Annotated in this window: 12 protein-coding genes; 2 read left to right on the top strand and 10 right to left on the bottom strand. The window is 71.5% G+C overall.

Annotated elements, in window-relative coordinates; translation table 11 throughout:
* Window positions 1-55: 55 nt before the first annotated feature.
* Together K7854_RS11045 and K7854_RS11040 are read right to left on the bottom strand one after the other, a co-directional pair.
* The gene (locus K7854_RS11045) at window positions 56-1,819 is read right to left on the bottom strand and encodes an FUSC family protein (protein ID WP_226026229.1); all 1,764 of its coding nucleotides are present in this window, start codon (window positions 1,817-1,819) and stop codon (window positions 56-58) included.
* 227 nt (window positions 1,820-2,046) lie between these two features.
* Entirely contained in the window at window positions 2,047-2,787 is a 741-nt protein-coding gene (locus K7854_RS11040; RefSeq protein ID WP_226026228.1) for a DUF899 family protein, read from the bottom strand.
* A gap of 299 nt (window positions 2,788-3,086) precedes the next feature.
* On the opposite strand from K7854_RS11040, the gene K7854_RS11035 reads away from it, so the two are divergent.
* Window positions 3,087-3,656: a hypothetical protein gene (locus tag K7854_RS11035; protein WP_226026227.1), complete on the top strand. Its 570-nt coding sequence runs from the start codon at window positions 3,087-3,089 to the stop codon at window positions 3,654-3,656.
* Window positions 3,657-3,754: 98 nt separating this feature from the next.
* Here the strand turns inward: K7854_RS11035 and K7854_RS11030 are convergent, their stop codons facing one another.
* Window positions 3,755-5,224, bottom strand: coding sequence for an FAD-dependent monooxygenase (locus tag K7854_RS11030; protein WP_226026226.1), 1,470 nt, complete (start codon window positions 5,222-5,224; stop codon window positions 3,755-3,757).
* Between the two features lie 68 nt (window positions 5,225-5,292).
* Between K7854_RS11030 and K7854_RS11025 the strand changes: the two genes are divergently transcribed.
* Window positions 5,293-5,919 carry a TetR/AcrR family transcriptional regulator C-terminal domain-containing protein gene (locus K7854_RS11025; RefSeq protein WP_226026225.1) on the top strand — a complete coding sequence of 209 codons (627 nt, stop codon included), beginning with the start codon at window positions 5,293-5,295 and terminating at the stop codon, window positions 5,917-5,919.
* A gap of 120 nt (window positions 5,920-6,039) precedes the next feature.
* On the opposite strand, the gene K7854_RS11020 is transcribed toward K7854_RS11025, so the two are convergent.
* The 7 genes from K7854_RS11020 to K7854_RS10990 form a co-directional block, all read right to left on the bottom strand.
* The gene (locus K7854_RS11020) at window positions 6,040-6,915 is read right to left on the bottom strand and encodes a LysR family transcriptional regulator (protein ID WP_226026224.1); all 876 of its coding nucleotides are present in this window, start codon (window positions 6,913-6,915) and stop codon (window positions 6,040-6,042) included.
* Window positions 6,916-7,077: 162 nt separating this feature from the next.
* A complete protein-coding gene (locus tag K7854_RS11015) occupies window positions 7,078-7,827 on the bottom strand; it encodes an SDR family oxidoreductase (RefSeq protein WP_226026223.1) in 750 nt (249 codons plus the stop codon).
* Window positions 7,828-8,067: 240 nt separating this feature from the next.
* Complete coding sequence (locus tag K7854_RS11010; RefSeq protein ID WP_226026222.1) at window positions 8,068-11,232, bottom strand: glycoside hydrolase family 38 N-terminal domain-containing protein; 3,165 nt, start codon at window positions 11,230-11,232, stop codon at window positions 8,068-8,070.
* A 49-nt stretch (window positions 11,233-11,281) separates the two neighbouring features.
* Window positions 11,282-12,487, bottom strand: a complete 1,206-nt coding sequence (locus tag K7854_RS11005; RefSeq protein ID WP_226026221.1) for a glycoside hydrolase family 76 protein — start codon at window positions 12,485-12,487, stop codon at window positions 11,282-11,284.
* Window positions 12,488-12,534: 47 nt separating this feature from the next.
* Entirely contained in the window at window positions 12,535-13,350 is an 816-nt protein-coding gene (locus K7854_RS11000; protein ID WP_226026220.1) for a carbohydrate ABC transporter permease, read from the bottom strand.
* 2 nt (window positions 13,351-13,352) lie between these two features.
* Window positions 13,353-14,312 (bottom strand): carbohydrate ABC transporter permease, encoded by a 960-nt coding sequence (locus K7854_RS10995; protein ID WP_226026219.1) that lies wholly within the window; start codon window positions 14,310-14,312, stop codon window positions 13,353-13,355.
* Window positions 14,309-15,622 carry an ABC transporter substrate-binding protein gene (locus K7854_RS10990; RefSeq protein WP_226026218.1) on the bottom strand — a complete coding sequence of 438 codons (1,314 nt, stop codon included), beginning with the start codon at window positions 15,620-15,622 and terminating at the stop codon, window positions 14,309-14,311. The genes K7854_RS10995 and K7854_RS10990 overlap by 4 nt, the downstream gene beginning before the upstream one ends.
* Window positions 15,623-15,680 lie beyond the last annotated feature (58 nt).

Raw genomic sequence — 15,680 nt, 5'->3', positions numbered from 1 at the left:
CGCCCGAACAGCACGCTGTGGGTCTACCGGGTCAGCCGCGGAAAGGGGAGCCACGTCACGTCCACGGCCGACCGTGCAGCTTCTCCAACAAGAGGTATGCGCTCTCTTCGGTCGCCGCGACCTCGGCCGGGTCCAGCCCGGCGGGCCACAGCTCTCCGGCGGCCGCATCGTCGGCCTCGCGCAGTTCCACCACGGCAGCGGCCAGTTCCGCCTGGACGGCGGGCGACGGTTCCGACGTCTCCGCGAGCGCCGACTCGGCGCGTTGGGCCGACCTCCTGCACGCGGCGAGGGCGCGTTCGGTCCGCAGGGCGGCGTGGTCGTGGACGACCACGGTCGCGCACAGCAGTCCGACGACGATCCCCAGGAGGCTGCCCAGCAGCCGGTGGGACACCAGCTCCCCGGCGGGTGCCGGTTCGGCGAGATCGCTCAGCAGCAGCGCGATCGGGGTGATGAAGACGACCCCCAGGCCGTAGTTGCGCACCACGATGTACTCCAGGAGGAACTCCATCAGCACGACGACCGCGGCGAGCACCACGGGAGTCGGATGCATGGCCAGGATGGCGAGGGCCAGCAGCACTCCCAGGACTGTGCCGATCGTGCGCTGCAACGCCCGCTGGGCGGTGGTCCTCAGATTCACGGAGTGCAGTACGGCGGCCGCCGAGATCGCCGCCCAGTAGCCGTGCTGCAGCCCCAGGAGGACGGCCAGCCCGCCGGCGGCCGCGGTCCCCAGCGCCATTCGCAGCGCGGGCACGGCCAGGACGGCGACACGGTCCGGGCCGCCGAGGCGCCGTAGGCCCAACAACTCGGCCGCCCGACGGGCCAGGGGATCGACCGGGGGCTGCCCGGATCCCGTCGACGGCGTCCCTCGCTCCGCGTACCGCGGCGGCCACGGCAGCCCGGGCAGCAAGCGCGGAGCCTTGCGACGCCGGTCCGTCAGGAGGCCAGCTTGCCGACGCAAGAGAGCCGCAGTACCGGTCGGGTCGGTGAGTCCATGGCGTGCCGAGCCGACCAGCAAGGACCAGGACAGGTGACTGAGCCGTACGCAGGCGGAGGCGCTGGTCCGCCGCAGCGGTGCTGTGGCCGGTACGAGCGCGAGCGATCGGTAGGCATGGAGCACGGCGTGTGTCGCCAGGTGCCGGGCCCGTCGCGCATCGGCCTCGGACGGGGCGACCAACAGAGCGGCCACGGCCCGCAGCGCCGCGGCCACGGCAAGCCGCTGCGGACGGTCGGGGTGGATCAGCCACCCCGACAGGGCAAGCAGCCAGGCCGCCGCGGAGCCTGCGGCGGCCAGTGCCGTCTGGGGGAGTACGTCGGACCAGGCCGAGGGGTCGTTGGCCGCCACCGCGAACGAGAACAGGAGCATGACCGCCCCCAGCCCGCTGAGCTGTGCCGCGTCACACGCCAGCTTCGCCAGGCCGGCGACGACCGCGGTGGCCGCGACCACGACGGCATCGCCCGCCCCGCCCGCCCACGGCCGTGCCCAGACCCCCAGCGCAGAGCCGCAGCCCACACAGGCGGTCATGGCCACCGCGACCAGCGCGAGCACCCGAGCGCGCCGCGGGTAGGGCAGGTTGCGGCCGAACGTGGTCGTGAAACTGCCCAGCATGGCGTACACGGCGAGGTCGGGCCGCCCCGCCTCCGTGAGGGGCAGGGCGAGCCAGCCCATGGCCAGCGCCGAGCGCACCGCGAAGAGGAGGGCACCGTCTGCCGAGTGCAGGGCGAAGACACCGCGAGGCGCCAGCGTATGGATGGCGTCGGCCGCGAAGCGCCTGTAGCCGTGCCGGGAAAGGGTCCGAAGGACGTGGCGCGGGGAGTGCATGCTCGGCTGGTCACCCGACCCGTTCGCGCGGAGGCCGCCGACGGGAGACGGAGCGGCACCGAAACGGCTTCCGCACGGACGGAACGGACAGGCGCACCATGACCTCGGGGGCGGGTGAAGAGGGGGTTTCGCACATCGAACGAGGCGGGTCGGCCGGCCGGTCTGAGCGGTACGAGGACGTCCCGTCCTGAAACCGCAGCACCCGTCGCCGCGCGGTGAACGCAGGCCTAGGCCAGCTCGTCGGAGCGGCCGGCTTCGATGCGGGACCACTGGGCGATGGGGCGCCCGTTCGTACGCCACTCCTCGGGGTTCTCGGCGGAGTACCAGGGCTGGGGCCACCCGTGGGGAGAGTCCTCCCACGCCTCCTGGCGTCCGTAGACGGTCATGTCCAGCAGTCCGTGAGTGGGCGCCATGACCTCGACGCCCCGGCCGCCGGTGTAGTACGTCTCGAACACCCGATTGCCGTCGCGGACGTAGCAGACGAGGTGGTGACGCTGCCAGTCACGCCCCTCCAGGAGTTGCGGTGCCGACTTCTCGACCGAGTACCACGGCATGTCCAAGCCCAGGAAGTCACGGTAACGGATGCTCTCTTGGAACGGGCCCTTGCAGAGCGTGGCGTAGGTGGCGTCGCGGGAGTGGATGTAGGACAGCTCGCGGACCTGGCTGTTGAAGAACGTGCAGCCCTCGCACTGCTCGGCGGCGGGACGCCCGGGCCACCAGGCGTGGAAGTACGCGATGAGTTGCTTGCGGCCTTCGAAGACGTCGAGGATCGTGATCGGCCCGTCGGGGCCGATGACTTCGATGGTGGCATCGACCTCCACCATCGGCAGCCGCCGCCTCGCCGCCGCGATCGCGTCTCCTTCGCGGGTGTGCGCCTTCTCCCGCGCGAGCAGAGCTTCCTGCGCCTCCTGGTAGGCCGATCTGTCCACCACGGGCGGGAGGGCCGGGCTCGGTGACTGATCGTTCACGAGCGTCTCCGTTCGCTTCAAGGGAGGCTGGCAATGGCCATCCGGAAGCACCATGTTCTCCGGGCTGCGCCGCACTCCCGGGCGCCACGCAGCAGCCCCCCGGTGGCTCGCTCGTTCGGTCCAACAGCCGCGCGCCCCAACGACGTGCACGATCAGGCTCCGCCACCGGGGCGACGGCGGGGCCGTGGGCGGACCGGCACCGGCCTCGTCACCGATCCGCCGTTGCGCGAGGGCTCGCGACGTCAACCGCCTGGCTGATTGGTGTACTCGGGGCCGGGGGAGTGCGCGACGATGCTGCCGTGTCAGAAGCGATGTACGGTCTCATGGGCGCCCTGGGCGGCGCCCTGCTCGGCGCGGCGGCCACCGTCTCCGCGCCGGTCCTCACCGGCCGGCAGACCCGACTCCAGGCCCAACGCGTCCGCAACGAAGCCGAGTTCGACCGGATGATGGAACTGCGGCGGACCACCCGGGACCTCCTGCTGATCCTCGATGACGGCCGGCAGGCGATGCACCGCGGGGAGCCGGTCCGCCTCGGCGATCGCCTGGACGAGGCGATCAGGAGGACGCGCGAGAGCGCGGACCGGTGCGAGATGTACGGACTCCGGTTCGAGCACTCCCGCAGCAGTGCCGAGTCGGCCGGTGGCCGGGAACCGTCGCCCGAGACGGAAGCCCTGCGAGAGCTGGTGCGGTTCGCCCGCGCGACGGCCTCCTGGATCGATGCGGCCGGCCGGGCGGACAGCGCCCGGCGGCCGGCGTTCGAGCAGCGCGCGGACGGTCACTACGAGTCGGCGGAGAATGCCCGGCGGCAGCTTCTCGGCGTCCTCATGGACCGCATGGAAGAGCTGCGGGAGGAGCTGGGCCGTTCCTGAGGAACGTCCGACCGCCTTCCTGAGATGGTGTGCCGCCTCTTCCCCGGTCACCGCCCGCGGGAGGGCAGAGGCGTCCCAGGCGCCCTGCCCGGGGCGCCTCACTTCCGGTGGGTGGTGGCCAGCGCGGCGGTGAGGCTGTCGGTGAGAGTGGTCTCGTGCCCCGCGTCGCTCGCCCAGGCGATGTGCCCGTCGGGACGGACCAGCACGGCGCGGACGTCGGTGAAGTCGGCCGGGGGCTGGTACGGGGCGGCCGTGTGGACGTGCAGTCCGGGGCGGGCGTACCCGGTGAGACGGCCGCTGCCGGTGAGGTCCAGCAGGAGGTGGCGGTCGGCGCGCAGCAGGGCGAAGAGACTGGTGTCCGCGAGGGTGAGGTCGGGGGCGCGGGTGCCGGTGAGGGGGTGGGCGTCGGGGGTGGTGGCCGGGTAGGCGACGGCGAGGGAGCTGACCGCGGCCGCCAGGTGGTCGTTGAGGTCGGGCAGGGTGGTGATCAGCCGGGTGAGCAGGCCCCGCAGGTCGAGTCCTTCGGGGGTGAAGGCGGTCATCAGGGCGACCTGGGCCCGGCTGGTGGCGGTGAGGTCGGCGCCGACCGGGTGGCGCTCGGCGTGGTAGCTGTCGAGGAGGGCCTCGGGAGCCCAGCCGTTCAGGGTGGCGGCGAGTTTCCAGGCGAGGTTGGCGGCGTCGTGGATGCCGACGTTCATGCCGACACCGCCGGCGGGGAAGTGCTGGTGGGCGGCGTCACCGGCGAGGAAGACGCGGCCCTTGCGGTACTGGGCGGCCAGGCGGGTGGCGTTGCCGAAGCGGGAGAGCCAGACCGGGTCCCGCATGCCGAAGTCGGTGCCGGCCATGGCGGTGACGTTCTCGCGCAGTTCTTCGAGGGTGAGGTCGCCGGGCCAGCTGGTGGTCAGGTCGCGGGGGGTGATGCCGACCACGCGGTGAATGCCGCCGGGCATGGGAACGGCCATCAGGGTGCCGGCGGGGCCGAAGTGGCTGTAGCCGGGGGCCGGAGGCGTGTCGAGGACGACGTCGCCGAGCCAGCCGAGCACCGTGGAGGGTGTGCCGGGACAGTCGATGCCGGCCGCGGTGCGCACGGTGCTGCGGACGCCGTCGCAGCCGACCAGGTAGGTGGCGCGCAGCGTCGAGGAGCCGTGGGGCCCGGCGGTGTGCACGGCGACGTGGTCGGAGTGCTCGGCGAAGCCGGTGACCTCGTGCCCGCGCAGGATCTCCGTGCCCAGGTCGCGGGCTTCCTGCTCCAGCAGCTCCTCGGTGCGCTCCTGGGGCAGGGAGAGGGTGTAGGGGAAGGGGCTGGGCAGGCGGCGGAAGTCCAGGCGGGGGTCGAGGACGGCGAAGTGCCCTCCGGGCAGGGGCACGCCCTCCCTGAGGAAGGGCTCGTGCAGGCCGCGGGAGGCGAAGGTCTCGATGGTGCGGGGGTGCACGGTCAGGGCGCGGGAGCGCGGATCGCGTTGGGTACGCGGCTCGACGATGGCGACGGTGATGCCGGCGCGGCGCAGCTCCCCGGCCAGCCACAGTCCCGTGGGCCCGGCGCCCGCGACGACAACCTGGTAGTCCATGATCTCTTCCTTCCCGAGACGCTCTTGGTCGGCGACCAAGAGTGGAAGGCCTGCAGTAAACTAGGTCAGTGACCAATAAGCAAGCCGGGGAAGACGCTGCGGGCCGGCTCACCCGCACGGACGTGATCGACGCCGCCCTCCGCGTGCTGGATGAGCGCGGACTGGACGGCCTGTCCACCCGGGCGGTCGCCGACCGCCTCGGGGTGCGCATGAACACCGTGCTGTGGCACGTGAAGACCAAGTCCCGGATGCTGGACCTGATGGCGGACGCCGTCCTCGCCGGCATCCGCTACGACGACCTGCCCGACGCCCCGCTGGAACGGGCCCGGGAACTGGCCGCCCGCTACCGCCGGGCGCTGCTCTCCCACCGCGACGGCGCCGCCCTGGTGACCGGCACCTACGCGGCCGAACCCCACACGCTGCGCTTCGCCGACCGACTCGTCGACGCGCTCCTGGCCGCCGGTGCCGACGATCGGCGGGCGGCATGGACGGCGTGGACGGTCAACTACTTCGTCCTGGGCCTGACCCAGGAGGAACAAGCCGCCCCGCAGGACGGCGACGACAGGCTCTTCCGGGCCGTGAACCCCGCGGCCCAGCCGGCGCTGCAACAGGTCCTTCCCCACCTGCATCAGGACAACTTCGAGGACCGCTTCACCTTCGGCCTGGCGGCGATCCTGACCGGCCCACCCGCCTGACGGCGCGCTGCTTCGGAGGGCTCAGGTGCTGGGGTGGCACCGGGGGGGGCGACCTCGGGGACCGGGGGACGGGCTGGTGCCATGGAGGCGCGGAAACGGCGGTAGAAGCCCTTCGGTGTCTCACGGCGCGGCGGTCGCGAGGAACGCGTCTCTGGCAGGGCTGGTGGTCCGTGGGGAGTACAGGGCGTGCAGGGGCACGTACAGGGGTGGGTCGAGGGCGAGGATACGGGCGGCGCCGCCGGCGGCGGGGCCCGGGGCCGTGGTGACGAAGGCCAGGCGGTCGGTGCCGATGACGGCAGTGGCTGGCGGAGTGCCTTGGAGAGCGGTGCGCTCGGTACGGGGTTCGAAGCCGGCGGCGTGGCAGTGGCTGATGAGCAGGTCGGTGTAGCCGGAGTGGCCGGGCTGGCCCCAGACGATGAAGCGCTGGTCGGCGAGTTCCGACAGGGCCACGGAGGGCCGTGCGGCGAGTGGGTGGTCGGCGTCGACGGCGATACTCAGCTTGTGTTGGCCCAAGGTGGTGCGGGCCAGCCCGTGGGGCGGGGTCATGGCACGGCAGAGCCCGATGTCGAGTTGCCCGGCCAGCAGGGCCTCGGTCAGTTCGGCCGGGTAGCGCTGGTTGACGTCGGTGGCCAGGTGAGGGTGGGCGTCACCCACCTGCCGCAACAGCGCGATGATCTCTTCCCCGGTGACGGCCGGGGTGTGCCCCAGGCGCAGCACTTCCGCCTCGCCGCGGCCGATGCGACGGGCGCGCTGGAGGGCGGAGCGTGCCGTGCCCCGCAGGATGCGGGCGTCCTCGACCAGGGCGGCGCCGGCGGGGAGCAGCACCACGCCGGTGGCGGTGCGTTCCAGCAGGGGGACGCCCACTTCGCGTTCGAGGACGCGGATGGAGGTGGACAGTGCTTGCTGGGACAGGTGGAGGCGGGCGGCGGCACGAGTGATGCTGTACTCCTCCGCCACCGCGATCAGGTGTTCCAGCTTGTTCAGGTCCAAGCTCACGCGGTCAGACCACCCTCCTGCGGCGTCGAATCGCTCCGTCTCGCCATTCTCCGCCCACGCCCGCACGTGCCGGCCCCAGGTGGCGTCGTCGAGCCTCGCGGCGCGGTCGGTGAGGACGGCGCGGCACGCCGCTCGGTCGCTCGCGCCGACCGGTGGCAAGGCCTATCGAGTGGTGTACCCGCCGTTGGCGAACAGCGTCTGCCCGGTGATCCACGAACCCTCGGTGGCCAGGAACTTGACCAGCGGGACGATGTCCTCGATGTGGGTGAGCTGGTTGCCCATGGCCTGCGACTTGTGGAACTCCACCCGCTCCGGCGTTTCCTGCGGGTAGAAGAACGGCGTGTCCATCGGCCCGGGCGCCACCACGTTCACCGAGATCGACCGGTCGGCGAACTCCTTGGCCGCCGCCCGGGTGAAGTGCTCCAGCGGTGCTTTGCCGCCCGCGTAGGTGGAGTACCCGTCGGTGAAGGCGGCCAGCAAAGACGTGCCGAGGCTGATGATCCTGCCGTGGTCGTTCAGGCGGCGCCCCGCCTCCTGAATGAAGAAGTACGCCGCCTTGGCGTTGATGCCGAACATGCGGTCGAACTCTTCCTCGGTGGTCTCCAGGATCGGCTTGCGGAGCACCATCCCGGTCGTGTTCACCGCGACGTCGACGCCGCCGTAGGTGTCCACCGCGGTGTCGAACAGTCGCCGTGCACTCGCCACGTCCGTCAGGTCCCCCTGTACGGACACGGCCTGACCGCCGGCGTCCTGGATGGCCCGGACGGTCTCGTCTGCCTCCTTCTCCGAGGTGTGGTAGTGCACCACGACTTTGGCCCCGGCCCCGGCGAACGACCTGCTGAGCAGTCCGCCCAGATTCTTCTCGCCCCCGCCGACGACCGCGACCTTGTCCTTCAGCGTGTGCTCGGCCATGTCCGGCACCTCCTCGTATCACCATCAGTGACCAGCTTGATCACTTCCACTCACGAGGCTAGGCAGACATACCGTAGCCAGGCCAACACGATCTGTGCGTCACCCCACAAACATCGTCGATAACCGCTGGTCACACCGGCGCGTACCGGCTGTGGGGGCGAACCACCGTCGGCGCGTGCCATGCTCCTTCGCCCCCGGTGCCACGGAGCGGACTGCCGCCGGGTTCGGCCGGGACGCGAGTCAGCCGGTCTCGAGCCCGGAGCCCTCGGCCGTGAGGGGGCCCAGATCGAGGACCAGGGCGGCCGTTCCGAGCGCCGGTACATCGACCGGTATCGCGCCGTCCGGGTCCGGACCGATGTCTCGCAGTGGCGCGCCCAGGTAGGTGGTGCGGACCGCGCGGACGACGGGGAAGGGCGTGCTCAGTCGACAGGTGACGGGGACGTCGGCCAGCGACTGCAGACGCACCAGGAGCTTGCCGCTCTCGGGGACCGTCACCCCGACGAGCCGCACCCGGGGTTCGTCCAGGGCAAGGAATCGTTCCTGCGCCGGCGACGCGGCACCGGCGCAGGCGCGGGCGCGTACCGGCACGAGGGGGTGGCCGGTGACGGCGGCGACGCGTACGGCGAGTTCGTCGGCCCGCGCCGGGTCGTCCTCCATGGTCGTGGCGAAGCCGACGCTGTAGCGGAAGACGTGGTCGAAGGCCTGCTGGGCGGGGAAGTTGGTGTCCCAGACGTTGTTGTGCACCCAGGAGAAGACGGTGGCCGGCTCCGCCTGGGGCAACGACTGCGGATAGGGGACGTAGGGGATCGCGATCCCGCCGAGCTGGACCAGGGGGGCGTCGGCCGTCGCCAGTACCGCGTGCCGGGTGCCGTCGCTCAGGCTGATCCAGCGCCGCACGGCGCGCATGTGGGCCGCGGAGCCCGGGACGGTCTCGCGGTCGGTGCCCAGGACGCCGCCCGTGGCCTCCGTGTGCACGGCGGGGTCGTCGAGGGCGAAGGGGAAGGCGAAGAAGGCACTCTCCTTGGTGAGGGTCGCGTTCTTGTCGATACGGTTCTCGATGTCGATGCGGGCCGCGTGGTGTGGCAGGTGCACGCGCACCCGGAGCCGACGGGTGCCGGCCGGGGCGCATTCGTAGACCAGGGTCTGCCCGGTGGCGTCCGTGGTGCGGTCGACGAGGGCGGCGGGCGGCGCGGTGCTGCGGGAGGCGAGCAGGTGCATCGAGTCGTCGGCCACGGTCTTGCTGGACTGGTGGTTGAAGGCGCCGGCCGTGGCGTACTCGTCGTAGACGTAGCCGTTGAAGCCGACGACGGCGTCCTGGCGGACCATCTCGCGTCCGGTCGCCTTGTCGACGACGGAGGAGATGCAGGCCTCGTGCAGGTCGACCGTCACGCGCAGGTGGTCGTTCTCCAGGACGGTGGCCTCGGCGGGCGGGTTCGCCCCGTCGGCTGGTGCGGGGAAGCCGGCGCCGGTGACGACGTCCAGGCGCACGGCGCCGCAGGCCGGCACCTCCGCGACCGGCACGTGCAGGAACCGCCCGGCCGCGCGGTGACGCTCGTTGCTCTGCGCCTCCTCCGCGAAGGGCAGCGGTTCGCCGCTGCGCCCGTCGAGAACCCGTACCGCGTCGCCGAGCGCGACCGTGCTCTCCGGCAGGAAGAGGCGTGCGGTCTCGGTGCGCGGCCAGCTGCACGTGTTCACGACGTAGAAGGACGCCGCCGCCTCGTCGGCCGGGGCGAAGGCCTCGCCGAGCAGGGCGGAAGCGGCGTCCAGGAGCGTCTCGGCGTCGTCGTGCGCGCGCATGGCCTGGGAGTACTTCCAGTGCCACTGCTTCTCGCCCGACCCGTGGCCGTGGTCGCCGTGGGTCCAGGGGTCGCCGGCGCCCCAGGTGTGCTCGTTGAACAGCGATGCGGACCGGTAGACCTCCGGGGCGGCCGCGGCGACGGCCGTGCTGCCGGGTACGCCCATCAGATGGGCGTACCCGGCCACGGTCTGCGCCTCGGCGAGGGCGGCCTGCCCGCGCCGGGTGGCCGCCAGCGGCACGGCGCCCGCGCCGACCCCGTCGACCCACCAGTCGCTCCAGTCGCCCCGGTAGGTCTCCAGGCGGTCCCCGACGCGCTTCTCGGCGTCCTCGAAGAAGTCCTGGTTGCGTGAGGCGCGCAGCCGCGGGTAGGCCCACTGTTCGTTCCAGCGGCGCACGGTGTCGGAGATGATGCGGCGCGGCGGGCCGTTGTCCGCGAACTTGCCCAGCACCCGCAGGTGCAGCACGTCCCACGGGTAGGGGTCGGCGGTGCCGGGCAGGTCGAGGGCGGGGAAGCCGGGGATCCCGCGCCCCTGGTGGGGGTAGGGGAAGCTGGCCAGGGCGCCGAGGTAGGCGGGCAGCAGGTCGTCGACGTGGCCGTACGACTCGTCGAAACCGAGGATCGAGCCCTCCATGTAGGCCAGGCCGTGCGGGGTGTCAGTCCGCCAGACCAGGACGCTGTTGCCGCTCGGCGCCTGCCAGCGGAACAGCCGGGGCAGGTGTTCCCCGCCGACGAGGTGGGGCACCGCGCGCCCGGCCCAGTTGTGCGCCACGGACAGGTAACGGATGCCGTAGTCCGCCAGGACGTCGGGCAGGCCCACCACCTGGCCGGGCACGTCCGTCTGCATGGCCGTGGTGATGTCGATGCCGTGCCGGGCTCGCAACGCGGTCACCGGGCGCAGCAGTTCGTGCAGTTCGTCGGTGGAGCAGGTCTCGGTGTGCAGGTTGAACGGCATGGCCGTGAGTTCGACGCGCCCCTCGCGCACCCGGTCCAGGAGGTTCTCCACCTGGCGGCGGGGCCGGTTGGCCTGCCAGTCCTGGAAGGAGTGGAATCCCTCCACGGCCCAGCGGAAGCGGGCCGGTTCCGGCCAGTCGTCGGTGTCGCGGCACAGTTCGAGGAGCGAGTCGAGGTAGGCGCGGCTCTCGGCCATCACCCTGCCCTGCGGGTCGGTGTAGCCGATGTCCAGGTGGGAGTGCTGCACCAGGTGCAGCGTCCAGTGGCGCTGCGGCCGTGCCTCGAAGGCGACCTGGGTTCCCTCTTCGAGTTCCGGGAGTTCGATCAGGAGCGGGGTGGGCGCGTCCACTTCCGGGACCAGGAGCCGGGTGTCGTCTCCCGGTCCGGGCACGATCTCGCAGTGGACGGGGGCGCCTGTGACGGTCGTGACACGGGCCCGGGTGACGCGCAGCCGCGGGTGTGCGCCGGGGTGGTGTACCCCGAGCCGGATGGACTGCAGCAGTCCTCCCCTCCCGTCGTGGCGCAGCAGCGGCTCTCCCGACAGGCGCACCTGGCGGCCGCCGAGGCCGGCCGTGGTGGCCACGCGCTCCTTCAGGATGTCGCGCGCGAGGTCGGAGTCCCACCAGGACGGCCGGGTCAGCGGTGGCTTGGGCATGGTGCGTGAGTGTCCTTTGCGTCGAGGGGAGCGGGGGCGGTGCGCCGCGTCAGGAAGTCCGGTGGGCCCGGTGGGTGGCGTCGGCGAGGGTGGCGAAGATCTGGACCATGGCCGACTGGTTGAGGGTCGCGGCCGGTGCGGCGGGGTCGTAGTCGCCGCCGTTGGAGGGCTGGAAGCGGAACAGGCCGGTGGCGCTGTCGCGGTTGGACCGGTAGGTGCCGTCCGCGTACGTGCTCATGGCCTTCAGATAGGCGGGGTCGGGGCGGACGGCGTCCAGGTCGAGCAGGTCCTTGAAGTAGAAGGCGTTGAAGACGGCGGGCTGGTCGTGCAGGCGGGTGCCCCCGGTCCAGTACGCCAGGGAACCGCGGGCGTCTTCCACCGCCTTCCTCAGGTACCCGGCGTCACCGGTGCCGCGGTAGAGCGCGGTGGCAGTGCCGATCATGGACCCCGAGTTGTAGGTCCACAGCGTCTCGTTGGTGCTGCCGTCGTCGCCGCGGTCGTTGGCGTACAGGCCGGGCGCCTTGCGCATGCACGAGTACACCCAGCCGTACCACTGCTCCGCCTTGTCGAGGTAGGCCGGGTCGCGGGTGTGCTCGTAGAGCCGGGCGGCGAGCTGGGCCGACAGGGCGGTGACGTTGGTGGCACGGATGTTGTTGCCGGGCGCGTCGTACCAGTCCATGCCGCCCGGGCACGCCTTGGTGGCGTCGCCGTCCCAGGCCCGGGAGACGACGGGCACGACCTGCTCGGCCCGCCGCAGGTACCGTGCGTCGCCGGTCTCCTCGTACTGGTCGAGCTGGCTGAGGGCGACCACGGCGTTGTCGTCGTAGTACACGTCGCCGCCCGTGCCCAGGGGAGCGGGCAGGTACGACTGGTAGCCCGGGCGCTCGCCGCCCGTGTGGTACAGCTCGGCCGTGTCGAACCGCTCGGCCGCGTCCCGGCGGTAGGCGGCCCCGGTGCGCGGCAGTCGTTGCATGTCTACGGCTGCCTGGGCGGCCTCGCGGAACGGCCACAGGTAGGAGTGCTCCGGGTCGGCGGTCTGCCGGGGCGTGTGCTCCAGGTACAGCCCGTGGCTGCCGGGGCCCTCGTACAGGTGCTTCTGCAGGGCGCGGTAGGCGCCGATGGCCCGGTCGGCCCAGGTGCCGGAGGAGACCGGGCGGGTGTGTCCGGGGCTCTGGGCGTGTGCGGGGGCGGCGGTCCAGAGCAGGCCGGCGCAGACGACGGGGGCGGTGGCGCGGACGAGCAGCGAGCGCAGCATGGGTGTTCCCTTCGCGACGATGACGGGGGAGGAGCAGGCGTGCGGGCTCAGCGGTGGATCTTGAGGCTGCTGACGAAGAAGCGCTGGGCGGAGAAGAACAGCACTACGGTCGGCAGCGACACCAGGAGGGCGCCGGCCAGGACGATGGGCGGCCCGACGTTGGAGTAGTTGCCCTGCAGGTCGGCGAGCGCGGCCATGACGGGGCGGATGTTGCGGCTCGTGACCATGGTGATGCCGAACATCAGGTCGTTCCAGACGGCCACGAACTGGAACACGAACACGGCGATCATGGCGGAGCGGGTCAGCGGAACGTGGATCTGCCAGAACACCCGCCACCACGACGCACCGTCCATGCGGGCGGCTTCCACGACCTCACGCGGCAGCGTCAGGGCGTAGTTGCGCATGACGAAGAACGCGAACGGGACCGCGATCGCCGTGTAGATGAGCACCAGGCCGGTCTGGGTGTCGTAGAGCGAGGTGTGGGCGTAGGACAGGAACAGGGGCCTGATGAAGACCTGGAGGGGCAGCAGGGTGCCGGAGTAGATCACCCAGAACCACAACGCCTGCCGTTTGACGGGCATCACGATCGTGGCGAAGGCGGCGAAGCCGGCGATCACCGCGGCGGCCGCGGCGCTCACCACGGAGTACAGCAGGCTGTTGCCGAGGGCCGGGCCCAGGTTGGCCTTGTCCCAGGCCTGGGACATGTTGCCGAACAGCCCGAAGTGCTGGGGCAGCCAGTGCGGACTGCCCGAGTAACTCCCGGCGGGCACCAATGCGTTGACGACGAGGAGCCAGGTGGGCACCAGCCACAGCAGGGCCAGTACCGCGATGACGGCGTTGCGCAGAACTCGGCCGAGGGACATCGTCACACGCCTTTCACGTCGAGCTGGCGGCGCAGGTACAGCCAGGAAGCGGCCAGCACGATCACGGTGAGGACGACCGCGATCGCCGCTCCGGCGCCGGGCCGCAGTTCGAGGAAGGTCTCGTTGTACATGGACACGGCGAGCGTCTCGGTGGCCCGTCCGGGGCCTCCTTGGGTGAGCACCCAGATCAGGTCGAAGGACTTGAGGCCGTTGACCAGGCTCATGCCGATCACGATGATCGACACCGGGCGGAGCTGGGGCAGCACGATGTGGCGGAACTGCTGCCAGCCGCTCGCGCCGTCCAGGGCACCGGCCTCCAGGGTCTCGGGCGGGATGGACTGCAGGCCGACCAGGAAGAGGATGACGGCCACGCCGGTGGCCTGCCAGGCGTTGGCGAGGATCATCACGACCGTGTTGCCCGGCCAGGTCAGCAGCCAGCCCTGGGCCAGCGAGTCGAGCCCCAGACCGGTCAGGACCTGGTTGACGGCACCGTCGGTGGTGAGCATGAAGTTCCACACCACCGCCACCGCGGATCCCGAGAGCGCGTAGGGGAGTACGACGCACAGTCGCGCGAGGCGTGAGAACCGGCCGGCGTTGGTCATGCAGGCGATCGCGAGTCCGAGCACGAACGGCAGCGCGACCGTGCCCAGCACCCACATCAAGGTGTTCTGGATGGAGCGGGACAGGGCCGGATCGGACGCGAACAGCGAGTAGTTGTCGAACCAGCTGAACGGAGAGGTCCGGGTGTCGCTGAAGAAGCTGCGGTAGACGGTCCATACGAAGGGGGCCAGCAGGAACAGCGTGACGAGGAGGACGGCCGGAGCCATGAACCCGCCCGCCGTCACACGTTCACGCGCGGTGGCCCACCCCTGCGTCAAGGGGGGACGCCGTTTCGTGCGCCGGGGCGCTCCCGGTCCGCCGGCCGGGGTCGGCGGACGTCGGTCGGTCACTGAGGTGCTCATGCTTCGTCTCGCTTCCAGGCCGCCCATTCGTCGTGTGCGCGCTCCTGCATCCGGCGCAGGGTGGTGGCCGGTGAGGTCTGTCCGGCCATGAATCCGCCGAGGTCGTTGGTGTTGCCCTGGATGAGGCTGGGCGGGCTGGCCTCCCAGTAGCGGACCAGCGCCGTCCGGCGGTTGCGGGCGATGTCCCGCTGGAGTGAGGCCACCACCGGATTGGACGCGCGTACCTTCGGGTTGGCGGAGCTGTCCTGGAGGAAGTCGCTCCACACCCGCTGGACGGCCGGGTCGAGCCAGGCCCCGACGTTCGCCATCGCCGCCTCGTGGGAAGAGGCGCGGCTGGGCACCACGAAGACCCCCGACTCGGCGATCACGCTCTTCTGGGAGGCGGGACGCACCGTCGGCAGGATGAAGGCGCCGTAGTCGGTGCCGGGCTTCATCCCGGCCGCCGACATGCCCGACGCCTGCCAGGTGCCGTGCAGGAACATGCCCACCGTGCCCTCTTTCAGCGCGCCGGGGCCGCGTGCCTGGTCGAAGTCGGGAGACGTCATCCAGCCCTTGCGCATGAAGTCGTGCCAGATGTCCATGGCCCGGCGGGCACGGTCGTCCGTGTAGGAGGCTTCGCCGGCGACCAGTTGCTGGTAGAAGCCGGGGTCGACCTTGCTGACCAGCTCCTGGAACCACTCGATCGCCGGCCAGCCGCCCACCTGGCTGGCGAGGAAGGGGGTGATCTTGTTGCGCTTGAGGACCTCGGCGCAGTGCAGCAGCTCGTCCCAGCTGCTCGGGGCGGACAGGCCCAGCTTCCCGAACACCGGCTTGCTGTAGAAGAGCACGTAGTACGACTCGTACAGCGGGATCCCGAACACCTTGCCCCGGTAGGAGACGGACTCCCGCGACGTGCCGCGCACCCAGCCCTTGGCCGCGTACCCCTTCCACACGGGCGTCAGATCGGTGAGCCCGCCGGCGCGCGCCAGGCGCTTGAGCTGGTAGCCGGACGCCCACTTGACGAGGTCGGAGGACTTCGAGGTCTGCAGGGTCATCTGCACGACCTGCTGGTACGAGGTGACCGACGGGTTCGACAGCGGCCTGAGCGTGTATCCGGTGATCTTCTTGAGCTCGCGGCCGGCCGCCCGGTAGCCGTCGTCCCAGGTGGCGTTGTCGTTGGAAATGCTCGTGGTCCCCGGCTGCGCGGACGTGCTGGCTCCTCGCGCGCAGCCCCCCGCCGCCAGGGCGGCCGCGCCGGCGGCCACCCCGGTGAGGAAGCGGCGCCGAGCGAGCGGCACGGCCGCACTGCTGGTCCTGCCCGATGCTGACATTGATCACCTTCACGGAATCGGGCCACCTGCATGGCCGGATGTGAATCGCAGGACGTGT

Origin of the sequence: Streptomyces hyderabadensis (assembly GCF_020404845.1) — a bacterium.
Taxonomy (GTDB): Bacteria; Actinomycetota; Actinomycetes; order Streptomycetales; family Streptomycetaceae; genus Streptomyces; species Streptomyces hyderabadensis.
This window is presented reverse-complemented; position numbering and strand designations above follow the sequence as displayed.